The organism is Microbacterium sp. C448, assembly GCF_000582705.2.
In the GTDB taxonomy this organism is placed as follows: domain Bacteria; phylum Actinomycetota; class Actinomycetes; order Actinomycetales; family Microbacteriaceae; genus Microbacterium; species Microbacterium lacus_A.
Window position 1 is genome coordinate 21928 of sequence record NZ_HG779680.1, and the last position, 15687, is coordinate 37614.

Sequence of the window (15687 nt, forward strand, 5' to 3'; positions counted from 1 at the left end):
GGTGAAAAGGTGGGACATTCAGGGTTGCCATCCCCTCGCGATCAGCGCCTTGCGAACTCGGGAGACGGCCGGGCGGCCTCCGTCTCGCATGTGGTGGTTCAGGATGCGGACGTGCAGGATGCCTTCGTCGCGTATCGCGTCCCAACGGTCGGAATCTCGGCGATACTGACGCTCGTCGATCGCATGCTGCCGCCCGTCATACTCCACGGCAACGCGGTAGCGGCGATAGAAAAGATCCAGTCGCGCCACGAATTCGCCGTACCCGCCGTAAATACTCACGTTGAGTTCGGGTTCCGGTAGTCCGGCACCGGTGAGGATCAACCGCAGCTCAGTCTCCCGCGGGGACTCGGACCCGACTCTCAACTGCACGAGCGCAGCACGCAGGGCGGGCGTTCCCCCCATCACATGCAGCTCGTGCCGCAGTTCTTCGACAGTAGCGAGCGGCCGTCGCCCTCCGATGAGAAAGTCTCCGATCTGGGTGAGGGCAAGCGCACTCCACCTTCCGCCCACCTGCCGCCACGCTCGCACGGGGTGCTCGACGCGCAGTCCATGTACCCATAGCGTCGCGGAATCACGCACCTGCAGCCGATGTCCGACGACACCGCGCGTCCTCGGCTCGCGAGAAGGCCGGTGTGCGGCGACGTGCATCTCGCCCGACGCGCCCGAGGGAGTCGGCGCACCGATCAACCGTAGAGCCGTACCGTGCGAGAAAAATTGGTGATCGGGCATCCGTACAGCGAACGCCCGGCAGCTGTCGAGAAACGAGTCATCGCTCGATTCCTCGGGGCGCTCCCGGACGACGCCCCAGAACGGGTGTTCCACGGCGGGCGAAGCGAGACGACGGCGGCCGATGCCATTCGCGACAGCGTCGTGAAATGACAATGGGTTGGCGAGCTCAACGATGGGCGAACGACGGCGAGGCATCCTCCACCCTGTCGCGCAGACAGTCGCCAGGACCTCGCCGAGCCTCGACCTGCACCCCACAACGCGCCGCTGGGCCGCTGTGGAGGAAGCAACCGCTCGTCGATGTCCCCTCTTTTCACCTCAAACGGAAGCTTGAGGTGAAAAGGTGGGACATTCAGCGAACGGACGCGGGTCAGGCCGCGAAACCCTCGGCAATCAGCTCGATCAACTCCTCGCGCTCTTCCACCGAGAGGAATGCTGCCGCCGCGGCATTCAACTGGAAAGCCTGCAGATCGTTGAGGTCGTAGTCGAACGTGCGCGCGAGAAGCGCGAGCTCGCGCGTGAGCGACGTGCGGCTCATCGTGCGGTTGTCGACGTTGACCGTGACCGAGAAACCCAGCTGGTACAGCAGATCGAAGGGATGATCCGCCAGCTCGGTGCCCCACGCCTCGATCGCCCCGGTCTGCAGGTTCGACGACGGAGAGAGCTCGAGCGGAATCTCGCGGTCACGCACCCAGCGCGCGACCGGTCCGAACGTGACCACGACCTCATCGCCCGCGCGAGAGACGACGTTCAGATCGGATGCGAGGCGCACACCGTGACCGAGGCGGAGCGCCCGACCATCGATCAGCGCGGACCGGATCGAGTCGATGCCCGCCGCCTCGCCCGCGTGCACCGTGACGGGGAAGAACTCCGAGGCGAGATAGTCGAAGGTCTCGCGCAGGCGCGAGGGCGGGAAGCCGTCCTCGGGGCCTGCGATATCGAACCCGACGACGCCACGCTCGCGGTGACGCACGGCGAGCTCGGCGATCTCGAGCGAACGGTCCGTGTGGCGCATCGCGCTGAGGATCTGGCCGACGCGGATGCTCCGGCCCGAGCGGTCCGCGACATCCTCGCCTTCCTCGATCCCCGCCTGAACGGCCTCTACTGCCTCGTCAGGGCTCAGTCCCCCGGCGACATGCAGCTCGGGCGCCCAGCGCACCTCGCCGTAGATGACGCCGTCCTCGGCGAGGTCCTCGACGAACTCGCGGGCGATCCGTGTGAGCCCCTCGCGCGTCTGCATGACGCTCACCGTGACATCGAACGCCGACAGGTACTCGACGAGCGAGCCGGAGTCGGTGCGTTCGTCGTACCAGCTGGCGAGCCCGTCCACGCCCGCGCCCGGCAGATCGATCCCGGCCGCTTCGGCCAGCTGGACAACGGTCTCGATGCGCACAGCGCCGTCGAGATGATCGTGCAGGCTGACCTTCGGCAGCGATCGCACCGAGACCCCCTGCACCCTGAAGTCGCCGTTCGCGTCGATCGTCATGCGATCGCCTTCCTCTCGAGTGGGTCGTGCGTCATGCTGTGATGCGTTCGCGGACGAGCGGTGCGCGCTCGGGCACAGCTCCGGGGTCGCCGATCGACCACGCCCCATCGAGCGCCGCGAGTGCGCGGTCGAAGCGCGCCGCGTCGTCCGCGAGCAGGGTGAAAACGGGCTGACCCTCCGACACGGTGTCGCCGGGCTTCACATGCAGGTCGATTCCCGCGGCGTGGATGACCGCGTCCTCGGCGCGGGCGCGTCCGGCGCCCAGCCGCCAGGCGGCGATGCCGAACGGCAGGGCATCCATACGGGACACGGTGCCCGCACGCCCGGCCGTGATGGTGTGGGTCTCGCGCGGCGTGGGGAGCGGGGCATCCGGGTCGCCGTCCTGCGCGCGAATGAGCGCGCGCCAGGCGTCCATGGCCCGCCCATCGGCGAGCGCACTCTCGACGTCGGCGTCGGGCTGCCCCGCGAGCGCGAGCATCTCCCGCGCGAGCGCGATGGTCAGCTCGACGACATCCGCTGGGCCACCGCCCGCGAGCACCTCGACCGACTCGCGCACCTCGTTGGCGTTGCCGATCGCGAGGCCGAGCGGGGTGTTCATGTCGGTCAGCAGCGCGGTCGTCGCGACGCCCGAATCGGTGCCGAGCGCCACCATGGTGCGGGCGAGTTCGCGCGCACGATCGATGTCCTGCATGAACGCGCCCGAGCCGAACTTGACGTCGAGCACGAGCGCATCCGTGCCCTCGGCGATCTTCTTCGACATGATGCTCGACGCGATGAGCGGGATCGCCTCGACGGTGCCGGTCACGTCCCGCAGGGCGTAGAGCTTCTTGTCGGCGGGAGCGAGCCCCGAACCCGCGGCGCAGATCACCGCGCCGACGTCTCGGAGCTGGGCGAACATCTCATCGTTCGAGAGCGCCGCGCGCCATCCGGGAATCGACTCGAGCTTGTCGAGCGTGCCGCCGGTGTGTCCGAGGCCGCGACCCGAGAGCTGCGGAACGGCGACGCCGAAGGATGCCACGAGTGGCGCCAGCGGCAGGGTGATCTTGTCGCCCACACCCCCGGTGGAGTGCTTGTCGACGGTCGTCTTGCCGAGACCCGTGAAGCTCATCCGCTCGCCGGAGGCGATCATCGCCTCGGTCAGCACGCGGATCTCGTCCCGCTCCATGCCGTTCAGCAACACCGCCATCGCGAAGGACGACATCTGCGCGTCGGAGACGTAGCCGCGCGTATACGCGTCGACCATCCAGCGGAGCGCGGGCTCGGGCACCGCTCCCCCGTCACGCTTGGCGCGGATGACGTCGACCGCGTCGTATGCCTCGATGGAACCGGATGCTTCGCTGCTCGCAGCGGTCACCGCGCAGCCTCTTCGAGGTCACGGGGACCGAATGCATCCGGCAGGACTTCATCGATCGTGCGGATGCCCGACACGGTCTCGAGCAGCATGCCCGGCAGGGCGAACTCGTTCAACAGTTGCCGGCAGCGTCCGCACGGCATGATCGTCTCGCCCGCATTGTTGACGCAGACGAACGCGACGAGCTGTCCGCCGCCCGACATGTGCAGGTCACCGACCAGCGCGCACTCAGCGCACAGGCCGACTCCGTAGGAGGCGTTCTCGACGTTGCAGCCCGAGACGATGCGGCCGTCGCTCACGAGCGCCGCAGCACCCACGCGGTACCGCGAGTAGGGGGCGTAGGCACGTTGCATGGCGTCGGTTGCCACCGCACGCAGCTCGTCCCAGTCGATATCGGTCACGATCACTCCTTGATGTAGGGCTTGCCCGCGGCCTTCGGACCGATCACTCGGCCCGCGACGACGGCGACCGCGATGATCGTGACGACGTAGGGCGTCATTTCGATCAGGTCGGGCGGAAGGGCGGAGCCGGCTTGGCCAGCCCACACCCGGAAGTTGCTGCTGAAGCCGAACAGCAGCGCGGCCGCGGCCATGCCCCACGGATTCCACCGACCGAGAATCACTGCGGCGAGCGCGATGAAGCCCTGCCCGGCGCTCATTTCTCGAACGAACGGGCCGACGGCACCGATCGTGAGGGCGGCACCGCCGAGACCGGCGATCAGCCCCGAGAGCGTCACGGTCCAAAAGCGCCACCGGTTGACGTTGATGCCCACGGTGTCTGCTGCCTGCGGGTGCTCGCCCAGGGCACGGATGCGCAGTCCCCACTTCGTGCGGAACAGGAAGAACCACACCAGCGGCACGAGCAGGAACATCAGGTATGTCGTGATCCGCTGGTTGAAGATCACGGGACCGAGCACCGGGATGTCGGCGAGGAACGGGATCGCGATGCGCGGGAGTGTGCCGGGATTGTTCAGCTCAGCGGAGTTCTGCGACAGCACGGCCGAGTAGAGGAAGTTGGTGATCGCGCTGACGAGCACGATCAGAACGACGCCCACCACGACCTGGTCGACGAGGTATCGGATGGCGAACACCGCGAGGATCACGGAAACCAGCGACCCGGCGACCATCGCCGCGACGAGAGCCACCAGGTAGTTGCCGGTCGATGAGGCGACGAACGCCGCGACGAACGCGCCGGCGAGCAACTGAGCCTCGATCGCGATGTTGACGACGCCCACGCGCTCGCCGAGAACTCCGGCGAGCCCGCCCAGCACGATCGGCGTGGACAGGGCGATCGCTCCGGTCAGCAGGAACACGACCGGGACGTTGCCGCCGCTCCCCACCCACGCGACCAGCCCCACGAGGAAGGCGAGGCCGACGATCAGGATGAGCCAGACCGGAACCTTGCGGCGGTTCGCGGCGTACCAGAACGAGGCCGCGGCGGCGATCGTCGCGATGAGGCCCATGACGATACCGACGAGACGGGAGGTCGAATCGAGCGCCGGCAGCACGACCGCATCGGAGGCATTCGACCAGACGAAGCGCACGGGCTCATCCCGACCGAAGAGTCCGAATGCGACGAGCCCGAGGACGGCGACGATTGCGAGCAGCACCGGAGTGCGCCACTTGCGCGGCGCGAGCGGCACAGCGTGTGCCACGGGTGACGGGGTGGGCGCGACGGCGGTCATTGCGCCCCCTCCTTAGCCTCGAGTTGCGGTTTGGCTCCCGTGTTCAGCTCCGTCACTTCTCGCTGTTTGGGCAGGAAGCGGAAGATCGCGCGAACGAGCGGCGGGGCGGCGATGAACAGGACGATCAGACCCTGGATCACACCGAGGATCTCGGGTGAGACATCCGCGAGCTGCATCGTGGGGCTGGCGGCGCGGAACATGCCGAACAGGATGCCTGCCAGCAAGACGCCGGGCGCCGTGGAGCTGCCGAGAAGGGCGACGGTGATGGCGTCGAATCCGATGCCCGCGTCGATGTTGGGCCCGAAGTTGCCGTCACGGCCGAGCGACTGGTTCATGCCCGCGAGTCCGATGAACAGACCCGACAGCACCATGGCGGTGATGTACATCCGGCCGACATTGACGCCTGCGGCACGTGCCGCATCGGGGTTGAGCCCGACCATCCGCAGCCGGAAGCCGAGCGACGAGCGCTCCATCAGCCACCAGTACACGATCACGGCGACGAGGCAGAGGATGAACCCCAGCCGCAGGTCGAAACCGTCGCCGAGGATGCGCGGGAACACCGCGGTCGGGTCGGGGGGTCGCGTCGACGGGTTGTTGCCCGCATCCATGTCGTGCAGGACGGGCGTGCGCATCAGGTAGGTCGCGAGCGAGACGGCGATGTAATTCATCATGATCGTCACGATGACCTCGTGCGCACCCGTCTTCGCCTTCAGGAATCCGGCGATGCCCGCCCAGAGACCTGCGCCGACGAATCCGAAGATCATGGCGACGATCAGGTGGATTCCCCAGGGCAGGTGCAGCTGGAAGGACGCCCAGGCCGACCAGATCGCGCCCATGATGAGCTGCCCCTGGCCACCGATGTTGAACAGCCCCGAGCGGAATGTGAGGGCGACGCCGAGTCCTGCGGCGATCAGCGGCCCCGCGAACCGGAGCGACTCCAACAGAGGCGTGATGCCTGCCTCGAAGCTCGACGCGTTGTAGTTGTAGATCGCGCCGCGGAAGAGCGCGGCGTAGGCGTTGCCGATCGCCTGTCCGGCTGCCACGAAGAAGTCTCCGGGCCGGGAGAAGAAGTAGCTGAGGGTGCCGAGCACGTCGTCGTTCGTGAAGACGATCAGCACGGATGCGACGAGGAGCGACAGGATGACCGCCGCGATTGTCCGGACGAAGCCGCCCGCGGCGATGTCGTGCAGCACGTCGTTCCAGCGCGGCCGCGGAGAATCGGCGGGTGCGGGAGTGGGGGCCTTCGGGGAAGCCTGTGCCGTGCTCATTCCGTGACTCCTGCCATGAGGCGACCCAGCTGTTCGCGGGGTGTGTCGGCCGGGACGATGTCGATGATCGCGCCGCGGTACATCACGGCGATGCGGTCGGCGAGCGCGATGACCTCGTCGAGCTCGGTCGAGATGATCAGAACGGGAACGCCCGAGTCGCGCACCTCGATGATGCGCTCGTGGATGAACTCGATCGACCCGACATCGACTCCGCGTGTGGGCTGCGAAGCGACGAGAAGCTTGAGGTCCCGCCCGAGTTCGCGGGCCAGCACGACCTTCTGCTGGTTTCCGCCGGAGAGGCGGCCGACGAGCGTGTCTCTGTTGGGTGTGCGGATATCGAACTCCGTGATCGCCTGTTCGGCGAAGCTGTCGCGGTGTGCGAAGTCGATCGAGGGTCCCTTCGTGAAGGGGCCGGAGAATGAGCGGTCGGTCATCAGGTTCTCGGCGACGGAGAACTCGGCGACGAGCCCATCGACCTTCCTGTCTTCGGGAACGAACCCGACGCCGCTCTCGAGAACATGGCGAACGTCGGCTGACACGAGCTCCTTGCCATACAGCGTGATGGAACCACGCGCCTTTTCGCGCAGACCCACGATGGTCTCGGTCAGCTCGGTCTGCCCGTTCCCCTGCACGCCGGCGATCGCGAGGACCTCGCCCTCGCGGATCGAGAATGACACCTCGGCGAGTTGACGCTGACCGCTCTCGCTGAAGAGCGTCAGGTCGCGGACGACGAAGACCTCGTCGCCGAGCTTCGGCTCGTTCTTGTGCACGGTCAGTTCGACGTCGCGGCCGACCATGAGAGCCGCGAGTTCGTCGGTGGATGCCGTGGGCTCTGCTTCGCCGACGACCTTGCCGAGGCGGATCACCGTGATCTTGTCCGCGACGGCCTTGACCTCGCGCAGCTTGTGGGTGATGAAGACGATCGATGTGCCGTGCTCGGCGAGGCGGCGCATCGTCGCCATGAGCTCGTCGGTCTCTTGCGGCGTCAGCACGGCGGTCGGTTCGTCGAGCACCAAGACCTTGGCGTCGCGCGAGAGCGCCTTGACGATCTCGACGCGCTGCTGTGCGCCCACGGGCAGATCCTCGACGAGCGCGTCCGGATCGATGTCGAAGCCGAACCGCTCGGAGATCTCGCGGACGCGTCGTCGCGCCTCGGGCAGGTCGATGACGCCCGCCTTCGTCGGCTCGTGGCCCAGCATGATGTTCTCGGCGACGGTGAAGACGGGAATCAGCATGAAGTGCTGGTGCACCATGCCGATGCCCGCGGCCATCGCCTGGCCGGGGCCGGAGAAATGCTGGGGAACGTCGTCGAGAAGGATCTCGCCGTGATCGGGCTGGTAGAACCCGAACAGCACGTTCATGAGGGTGGACTTGCCGGCGCCGTTCTCGCCGAGGAGGGCGTGGATCTGGCCCGACTCGACGGTGATGCTGATGGCGTCATTGGCAACAAGGGATCCGAATCGCTTCGTGATCCCGCGGAGCTCGAGTTTCATGGTCCACCCATCCTGCCGGATACCGGCCCCAGACGACACAAACCGGGGCGACCGATCGGCCGCCCCGGCGTGTGTTCGTGCGTTGTTGCTGTGATCGTTCCTAGTTACATCGCAGCGAGCGGGTCAATCGACCCGTCGATGATGCCGGCCTTCAGCTCGTCGAGCTTGGTCTTGATCTCGTCGGAGACCTGGCCGTCGAACTCGCCGAAGCCGCTGAGCGCGGTTCCGTCGTTCTCGAGGGTGCCGACGTAGGGCTCGATGTCGAACTCTTCACCGTCGACCAGGGCCGCGATGACGTCGTAGACGGCCTGCGTCATGCGCTTCTCTACCGAGGTCAGCGTGATGTCGGCGAGCTCGGGCTGCGTCACGGCGATGTCCTTGTCGACACCGAGCATGACGGCGTTGCCACCCGACTCGCGGATCGCTTCGGCCGTGGCCGTGAACAGTCCACCCGCGACCGGGAAGATCACGTCGGCGCCGGCGGTGAGCTGGCCTTCCGAGATCGACTTGGCGAGGCCCGTGTTCTCGAAGTCACCGACGAAGTCGGTCATGCCGACGACGGTGACCGGGGTGCCGGTCTCCGACTCGTAGTACTTGGCGCCGTTTTCGAAGCCCTGCATGAAGACGGTGACGGCGTCGATGTCCATGCCGCCGTACGTGCCGACCGTCTTGGTGGTCGAGTACGCCGCCGCAAGGTAGCCCGCGAGGAAGCTGGACTCGGCCATCGAGTACTGGATCGGCTTGAGGTTGGTCTCGCCCGAGTTCCAGCCGTCGATCCAGACGAAGTGCGAATCGGGGTTCTCGGTCGCGACGTTGGTCATGACGTCGTTCAGCGAGAAGTTGAAGCCGACGGCGAAGGTGACATCGCAGCCCGCTCCGACCATGGCCTCGAGGTTGGGCTGGAAGTCTTCGGGGCTTCCCGACTCGGCGTCTTTGATCTCGATACCGAGGTCTTCTGCAGCCATCTCCAGACCGCCGTAGGCGGCCTCGTTGAAGCTCTTGTCCTGCCAGCTGCCCTCGTCGGAGACGGCGCAGGCCAGGAAGTCGTTCTCAGGCGCGGCCGAGCCGTTGCCTTCGTCCTCGGGCGCAGCGCCACAGGCGGAGAGCATGAGGGCGGCGACGCCGGCGATCGCTACGGCACCGAGTGCACGCTTGCGGGTGAATGATTTCACGGGATTCCTCTCTTGGTTCAGCCCCGGGCGGAGGAAACCGCGCCGGGACAGACAAAGAAACGTTACGTCGTGTGACGCGACTCTCGACACCGCCAACGGCCTCCGCGCACGAAGCGTTATCAAAGCGCTATCGATCCGAAACATGAGCGTTCGCCGGACAGCGCTGGGGGCGCGAAATCACGCGGTCAGAGGCCGCGGATGCTTCGGCTCGGGACGACGGCAGAAGTGAGGAGTTCGCGGATGTAAACGAGGAATCCGTCCGCATCCACTCGCTCGATGACACGTGCGTTCGGTTCGAGGTCGTGCACGCCCCACGACATGGCGGAGTACCCGCGCGTCAGATCCGACGCGGTCTCGATGTCGACGGCGTACAGCGAGGACTGCAGGAGGAGTTCCGGATGCACGAGCACCGCGGCCGTCAGCGAGTCGGGGTGCGTCGAGCCCGGGATGCCGACGGACTCGTCGAACGCGAGCGTGGTCTCGACGATGCGCGTGAAGAAGGCGGCCAGCGGTGTGCCGATCTCCGCGATCTCGGCGAGCCGGTCTCGCGAGAAGACGGCGTCGCGGAGGGTCAGCGGATCCCACGGGATGACGGTGATGTCGAAGCCTGCGGCGAAGACCGCCTTGGCGGCCTCGGGGTCGACGTAGAAGTTGTACTCGGCCGCGGCGGTGATGTTGCCGCGCCCGTTGTTCGAGCCGCCCATGATGTAGAGCTCGCCGACGTTCCGGACGAAGTCGGGATCCTTCACCAGCGCCGTCGCGATGTTCGTCAGCGGCCCGATGGCGACGATGCGCAACTCTCCCGGGTTTTCTGCGGCGAGGCGAATGAGCGCGTCGACGCCGTGTTCCGCCGAGACCTCGAGCCCCTCTTCGTCGATTGAGAGTCCGCCCGAGCCGTCGCCGTGGACGTTCTCGGCCGAGACCCACTCGCGGACGAGGGGGCGACGGCAGCCGAGATGGATGGGCACCTCGCCGAGGCGACCGGCCGCGGCGAGTGTCAGATGGGCGTTCCGGACCTGCTGGTCGAACCCGACATTCCCGGCGACCATCGTGATCGCTCGAAGGTCCGCGGCGGGGTCCAGCAAACCGATGAGCAGGGCGACACAGTCATCCTGAGCAGTGTCGGTGTCGATGATGAGAGGAATCGGTCCCTGAGCCTGTCGAAGGGTCACAGCACTTCCCCCTGTCCGCTCAGCTTCAAGGCATCCACAACACCCTTCACGCGCTGCGCGTGCTCACTGGTCGTGACGAGGAGAGCGTCCTCGGTGTCGACGATGACGATGTCCTGCACGCCGATGACACTGATCACACGCTTGGTCTGAGAGACGACGATGCCGCTCGAGGCATCCGCCAGCACCCGTGCGTTGCCGCCGAGGATGGCGAGTTCGCCCCGGCCACGGGAGTTCAGTTTCGCGAGGCTGGCGAAGTCCCCGACGTCGTCCCAGTCGAAGTGCCCCGGAATGACGGCCAGCCGGCCGCGTTCAGCCGCCGGCTCGGCGACGGCGTAGTCGATCGCGATCTTCTTCAGCGTGGGCCAGATGCGGTCCACGACCGGACCCCGACGGTCGCGGTCGTCCCAGGCCTCGGCGAGCTCCATGAGCCCGGCGTGCAGCTCGGGCTCGTTGCGCTCGAGCTCGGCCAGCAGCACATCGGCGCGCGAAATGAACATGCCCGCGTTCCAGAGGTACGACCGGTCGGCGAAGTATTCCTTGGCGGTATCGAGGTCGGGCTTCTCGACGAATCGTTCGACAGCGGCGGCCTCGGGCGCGCCCTCGACGACGAGTTCGTCGCCCTTCTTGATGTAGCCGAAGCCGACGGATGGCTCGGACGGCTGAATTCCGATCGTGCAGATGTACCCGTCGCGCGCGACGGCGACGGCCTGCTGCACCGCGAACTCGAACGTCCGCATGCCACGGATCACGTGGTCGGCCGCGAACGAACCGATGATCACGTCGGGCTCACGGCGCGAGAGCACCGCCGCCGCGAGGCCGATCGCCGCTGCCGAATCCCGCGGCTCGGACTCGAGCAGAACGTTGGCGTCGGGTATGCCGGGCAGCTCAGCTTCCACGGCCGCACGGTGGGCGCGACCCGTGACGACCGCGATGCGGTCCTCGCCCGAGAGCGGCGCGAGCCGATCCCAGGTGTCGCGCAGAAGTGTCTGCCCCGAACCGGTCAGGTCGTGCAGAAACTTCGGGGCGTCAGCGCGCGAGAGCGGCCACAGTCTGCTTCCCACGCCGCCGGCCGGGATGACGGCGTAGAAGCCTTCTATCGGTTGTGCCATGCAGTCAGGGTAGCCGCGGCGCTCCCCCGCCATCGAACCCGCGCAAAGTTTCTCGATGTCGAGATAGTTAGGATGGCCTAATCGCCGCACCCGCGCAGAGCGGGAATAGGATGTTCGTAGCGCTCGAGCCGCGTCGGCCCGGCGCATCCGTACCTCGCACCGATCAGGGAGGACGACCGTGTCCGCAGACACCCGCCAGGCACTGTCGATCTCAGAGACCACCTCCAAGCGCCCGGCCGGCACGCTCTATCGCGGCCGTGAGGGCATGTGGTCCTGGGTTCTACACCGCATCACCGGCGTCGCCATTTTCTTCTTCCTCTTGGTGCACGTGCTCGACACGGCACTCATCCGCGTCTCGCCCGAGGCATACGACGCCGTCATCGGCTTCTACAAGAACCCGATCATGGGTCTTGGCGAGGTCGTCCTGGTCGCGGCGATCGCGTACCACGCGTTCAACGGCCTGCGCATCATCGCGATCGACTTCTGGTCGAAGGGCGCGAAGTACCAGCGCCAGATGTTCTGGATCGTCATCGGGGTCTGGGTCGTCACGATGGCCGCCTTCACACCCCGACATCTCATCAACGTCTTCGCGGGAGGTGGTGAGTGATGTCCAGCAACACCCTGGCCGCTCCCCGTTCGCCCTACGCTCGACCGAAGCGCCGCGGCGTCAACCTCGAGAAGTGGGGTTGGGTCTACATGCGTGTCTCCGGCGCGATCCTCGTCGTCCTGATCTTCGGGCACCTCTTCGCCAACCTGATGGTCGGCGATGGAATCCACGGAATCGACTTCGGATTCGTCGCGGGCAAGCTGGCAAACCCGCTCTGGCAGTGGTGGGACGTCGCGATGCTCTGGCTCGCGTTGATCCATGGCGGCAACGGCATGCGCACCATCGTCAACGACTACGTCACGCACCAGACCGCGCGCCGCGTGCTGGTGTGGGCGATCGGGCTATCGGCCGGATTCCTGATCATCCTCGGCACCCTCGTTGTCTTCACGTTCGACCCCTGCATCGGGGTCACCGAATCGAGCACCCTCTGGGAGACGTGCCAGGCCGCTGCCTGACGCACGATCCCCAACGACCCCTCTCAGTAAGGCACCCCCTGTGACGACGACCGTGACCGGCACCGACAGCAAGACCGACGTGCACCACCATCAGTTCGACATCGTCATCGTCGGCGCCGGCGGCGCCGGCATGCGCGCGGCGATCGAGGCAGGTCCGCACGCGAAGACCGCGGTGATCTCGAAGCTCTACCCCACGCGCTCCCACACGGGCGCAGCTCAAGGCGGTATGGCCGCCGCGCTGGCGAACGTCGAAGAGGATTCGTGGGAGTGGCACACCTTCGACACCGTCAAGGGCGGCGACTACCTCGTCGACCAGGACGCGGCCGAGATCCTCGCGAAAGAGGCGATCGACGCGGTCATCGACCTCGAGAACATGGGTCTGCCCTTCAACCGCACGCCCGAAGGCAAGATCGACCAGCGCCGCTTCGGCGGGCACACGGCCGACCACGGCAAGACGCCCGTCCGCCGCGCCTGCTACGCCGCCGACCGCACCGGTCACATGATTCTGCAGACGCTGTTCCAGAACTGCGTCAAGCTCGGCATCAACTTCTTCAACGAGTTCTACGTGCTCGACCTGCTGACATCGAAGGATGCCGACGGCAAGACCCAGACGTCGGGTGTCGTCGCGTACGAACTCTCGACGGGCGACCTGCACGTCTTCCACGCCAAGGCGGTCATCTTCGCGACCGGCGGCTTCGGCAAGATCTACAAGACGACGTCCAACGCGCACACCCTCACGGGCGACGGCGTCGGCATCGTCTGGCGCAAGGGCCTGCCCCTCGAGGACATGGAGTTCTTCCAGTTCCACCCGACAGGGCTCGCAGGTCTCGGCATCCTTTTGACGGAGGGCGCCCGAGGCGAGGGCGCGATCCTCCGAAATGCGAGTGGTGAGCGCTTCATGGAACGCTACGCGCCCACCATCAAGGACCTCGCGCCACGTGACATCGTGAGTCGCTGTATGCAGCAGGAGGTCGCAGAAGGTCGCGGCGCCGGTCCTCACAAGGACTACGTGCTGCTCGACTGCACGCACCTGGGTGCCGAGGTGCTCGAGACGAAGCTCCCGGACATCACCGAATTCGCGCGCACCTACCTCGGCGTCGACCCGGTCGTCGAGCCGGTTCCCGTCATGCCGACCGCGCACTACGCGATGGGCGGCATCCCCACGAACGTGGCCGCCGAAGTGCTCGCCGACAATAACACCGTCGTGCCGGGGCTCTACGCCGCCGGCGAGTGCGCGTGCGTCTCGGTGCACGGATCGAACCGCCTCGGTACGAACTCGCTGCTCGACATCAACGTGTTCGGCAAGCGCGCCGGCAAGAACGCCGTCGAATATGTCAAAACCGCCGACTTCGTGCCGCTCCCCGAAGACCCCGCGGGCGCCGTCCGCGACCTGATCGAGGGTCTGCGTGCCGGAACGGGCACCGAGCGCATCTCGGTTCTGCGCAAGACGCTGCAGGAAGAGATGGACAAGAACGCGCAGGTGTTCCGCACCGACGAGTCCCTCACCCATGTCCTGAACGTCATCGAAGAACTCCGCGAGCGCTTCTTGAACATCCACGTCGACGACAAGGGCAGGCGCTACAACACCGACCTGCTCGAGGCCGTCGAGCTCGGCTTCCTCCTCGACATCGCCGAGGTTGTCGTCGTGACGGCCCGCAACCGCAAGGAAAGCCGTGGCGGCCACATGCGCGACGACTTCCCCAAGCGCGACGACGAGGTCTACATGAAGCACACGATGGCCTACCTCACCGGCGATCCGCACTCGTCGAAGGCCGACGACCATATTTCGCTCGATTGGAAACCCGTCGTGATCACGCGCTACCAGCCGATGGAGAGGAAGTACTGATGTCCTCCACGCTCGTCGTAGAGACGACCGACGCCCAGGCCGAAACCGAGGTCGTGAACGACACGGGCATCCAGTCCTTTCTGGTGACCTTCATCGTCCGCCGCTTCGACCCCGAAGTGGACGACGAACCGCGCTGGGTCGACTACGACGTCGAGCTCTACTCGACCGACCGTGTGCTCGATGCCCTGCACAAGATCAAGTGGGAGGTCGACGGTTCGCTGTCGTTCCGCCGCTCGTGCGCCCACGGCATCTGCGGATCCGACGCCATGCGCATCAACGGTCGCAACCGGCTGGCCTGCAAGACGCTCATCAAGGACCTCGACATCTCGCAGCCCATCTACGTCGAGGCGATCAAGGGGCTGCCGCTCGAGAAGGACCTGATCGTCGACATGGAGCCGTTCTTCGCGTCGTTCCGCGAGGTCAAGCCGTTCCTCATCTCGAACACCGCACCCGAGCCGGGCAAGGAGCGAGTGCAGTCGATCGTCAACCGCGAGATCTTCGACGACACCACCAAGTGCATCCTGTGTGCCGCGTGCACCTCGTCGTGCCCCGTGTTCTGGACCGACGGACAGTACTTCGGCCCCGCCGCGATCGTCAACGCGCACCGCTTCATCTTCGACTCGCGTGACGACGCGGGCGACATGCGCCTCGACATCCTGAACGACAAAGAGGGCGTGTGGCGCTGCCGCACGACCTTCAACTGCACGGATGCCTGCCCGCGCGGCATTCAGGTGACCCAGGCGATCGCCGAGGTCAAGCAGGCTATCCTCCGCGGCAAGTAGCCACCTCGTGACCGGCGCGCCTCCCCTCGAGATCCGCCGGTCACGTGTTGCGGTGACCGCCGCGTATGCGGCTCAGGGCCTCGGTTATGCCGTTGTCGTGACGTCCTTGCCGTCCTTCACGGGGCGTCTCGGCATCGACGACGTCGCGGTGTCGCTCATTGTGCTGCTGGTCTGCGCCACGGCGGCCGGCGGCTCGGTCGTCGCCGATCTGCTCGCGCGCTGGCGAGGAAGTCGGACAGCCCTCGCCGCGGGATTGATCGTCCAGGCCGCCGCGTTCGCCGTGATCGCACTCGGTCCGCCCTTGCCTGTTTTCGTGGCCGCCTTCGGTGTCTACGGGCTCGGTCTCGGCGCGGTCGACGCATCCGCCGCCATGCAGGGTGTGCTCATCCAGCGCCGCTACCGCCGCGACATCATGGGCGCCTTCTTCGCCGCGTACACCGCGGCCGCGATCGTTGGGGCACTCGTTGTAGCAGGATCCGCCGCGATCACGATCGGCCCCGTCTTGGCGCTCGGCGCCGCCGCCGTCGTCGCGGTCG

The 15687-nt window shown here is 66.6% G+C and carries 15 protein-coding genes; 5 read left to right on the top strand and 10 right to left on the bottom strand.

All coding sequences use genetic code 11. The features are described 5' to 3' along the window. Positions 1-18 precede the first annotated feature (18 nt). The 10 genes from MIC448_RS08820 to MIC448_RS08865 all read right to left on the bottom strand — a co-directional run bounded on the left by MIC448_RS08820 (position 19) and on the right by MIC448_RS08865 (position 11461). Positions 19-924 carry a hypothetical protein gene (locus tag MIC448_RS08820; protein ID WP_051513463.1) on the bottom strand — a complete coding sequence of 302 codons (906 nt, stop codon included), beginning with the start codon at positions 922-924 and terminating at the stop codon, positions 19-21. A gap of 172 nt (positions 925-1096) precedes the next feature. Next, entirely contained in the window at positions 1097-2212 is a 1116-nt protein-coding gene (locus MIC448_RS08825) for an adenosine deaminase (protein WP_036298407.1), read from the bottom strand. Positions 2213-2243: 31 nt separating this feature from the next. Beyond that, a complete protein-coding gene (locus MIC448_RS08830; RefSeq protein WP_036298409.1) occupies positions 2244-3566 on the bottom strand; it encodes a thymidine phosphorylase in 1323 nt (440 codons plus the stop codon). Next, complete coding sequence (locus MIC448_RS08835) at positions 3563-3964, bottom strand: cytidine deaminase (protein WP_036298429.1); 402 nt, start codon at positions 3962-3964, stop codon at positions 3563-3565. The genes MIC448_RS08830 and MIC448_RS08835 overlap by 4 nt, the downstream gene beginning before the upstream one ends. A 2-nt stretch (positions 3965-3966) precedes the next feature. Next, positions 3967-5247, bottom strand: a complete 1281-nt coding sequence (locus tag MIC448_RS08840; RefSeq protein ID WP_051513465.1) for an ABC transporter permease — start codon at positions 5245-5247, stop codon at positions 3967-3969. After that, positions 5244-6515, bottom strand: a complete 1272-nt coding sequence (locus MIC448_RS08845; protein ID WP_081766300.1) for an ABC transporter permease — start codon at positions 6513-6515, stop codon at positions 5244-5246. Before MIC448_RS08845 ends, MIC448_RS08840 begins: the two co-directional genes overlap by 4 nt. After that, the gene (locus MIC448_RS08850; protein ID WP_036298411.1) at positions 6512-8008 is read right to left on the bottom strand and encodes an ABC transporter ATP-binding protein; all 1497 of its coding nucleotides are present in this window, start codon (positions 8006-8008) and stop codon (positions 6512-6514) included. Before MIC448_RS08850 ends, MIC448_RS08845 begins: the two co-directional genes overlap by 4 nt. 104 nt (positions 8009-8112) lie before the next feature. Then, positions 8113-9180: a BMP family protein gene (locus MIC448_RS08855; protein WP_051513467.1), complete on the bottom strand. Its 1068-nt coding sequence runs from the start codon at positions 9178-9180 to the stop codon at positions 8113-8115. A gap of 185 nt (positions 9181-9365) precedes the next feature. Beyond that, positions 9366-10352: a nucleoside hydrolase gene (locus tag MIC448_RS08860; protein WP_243419937.1), complete on the bottom strand. Its 987-nt coding sequence runs from the start codon at positions 10350-10352 to the stop codon at positions 9366-9368. Continuing rightward, positions 10349-11461 carry a mannose-1-phosphate guanylyltransferase gene (locus tag MIC448_RS08865; protein WP_036298413.1) on the bottom strand — a complete coding sequence of 371 codons (1113 nt, stop codon included), beginning with the start codon at positions 11459-11461 and terminating at the stop codon, positions 10349-10351. Before MIC448_RS08865 ends, MIC448_RS08860 begins: the two co-directional genes overlap by 4 nt. A gap of 178 nt (positions 11462-11639) precedes the next feature. On the opposite strand from MIC448_RS08865, the gene sdhC reads away from it, so the two are divergent. The 5 genes from sdhC to MIC448_RS08890 form a co-directional block, all read left to right on the top strand. Then, positions 11640-12068, top strand: a complete 429-nt coding sequence (sdhC, locus tag MIC448_RS08870) for a succinate dehydrogenase, cytochrome b556 subunit (protein WP_081766302.1) — start codon at positions 11640-11642, stop codon at positions 12066-12068. Next, entirely contained in the window at positions 12068-12523 is a 456-nt protein-coding gene (locus tag MIC448_RS08875; RefSeq protein ID WP_036298414.1) for a succinate dehydrogenase hydrophobic membrane anchor subunit, read from the top strand. Before sdhC ends, MIC448_RS08875 begins: the two co-directional genes overlap by 1 nt. 40 nt (positions 12524-12563) lie before the next feature. Next, the gene (sdhA, locus tag MIC448_RS08880) at positions 12564-14369 is read left to right on the top strand and encodes a succinate dehydrogenase flavoprotein subunit (protein ID WP_051513470.1); all 1806 of its coding nucleotides are present in this window, start codon (positions 12564-12566) and stop codon (positions 14367-14369) included. After that, a complete protein-coding gene (locus MIC448_RS08885; RefSeq protein WP_036298416.1) occupies positions 14369-15151 on the top strand; it encodes a succinate dehydrogenase iron-sulfur subunit in 783 nt (260 codons plus the stop codon). The genes sdhA and MIC448_RS08885 overlap by 1 nt, the downstream gene beginning before the upstream one ends. A gap of 7 nt (positions 15152-15158) precedes the next feature. Further along, on the top strand, positions 15159-15687 hold a 529-nt coding region (locus MIC448_RS08890; protein WP_036298442.1), incomplete at its 3' end, for an MFS transporter.

Bases quoted from the DNA above. Each gene is read 5' to 3' on its own strand.
- MIC448_RS08850 (WP_036298411.1), bottom strand. From the start codon at position 8,008: ATGAAACTCGAGCTCCGCGGGATCACGAAGCGATTCGGATCCCTTGTT.
- MIC448_RS08825 (WP_036298407.1), bottom strand. From the start codon at position 2,212: ATGACGATCGACGCGAACGGCGACTTCAGGGTGCAGGGGGTCTCGGTG.
- MIC448_RS08865 (WP_036298413.1), bottom strand. From the start codon at position 11,461: ATGGCACAACCGATAGAAGGCTTCTACGCCGTCATCCCGGCCGGCGGC.
- MIC448_RS08875 (WP_036298414.1), top strand. From the start codon at position 12,068: ATGTCCAGCAACACCCTGGCCGCTCCCCGTTCGCCCTACGCTCGACCG.
- MIC448_RS08845 (WP_081766300.1), bottom strand. From the start codon at position 6,515: ATGAGCACGGCACAGGCTTCCCCGAAGGCCCCCACTCCCGCACCCGCC.
- MIC448_RS08885 (WP_036298416.1), top strand. From the start codon at position 14,369: ATGTCCTCCACGCTCGTCGTAGAGACGACCGACGCCCAGGCCGAAACC.
- MIC448_RS08840 (WP_051513465.1), bottom strand. From the start codon at position 5,247: ATGACCGCCGTCGCGCCCACCCCGTCACCCGTGGCACACGCTGTGCCG.
- MIC448_RS08820 (WP_051513463.1), bottom strand. From the start codon at position 924: ATGCCTCGCCGTCGTTCGCCCATCGTTGAGCTCGCCAACCCATTGTCA.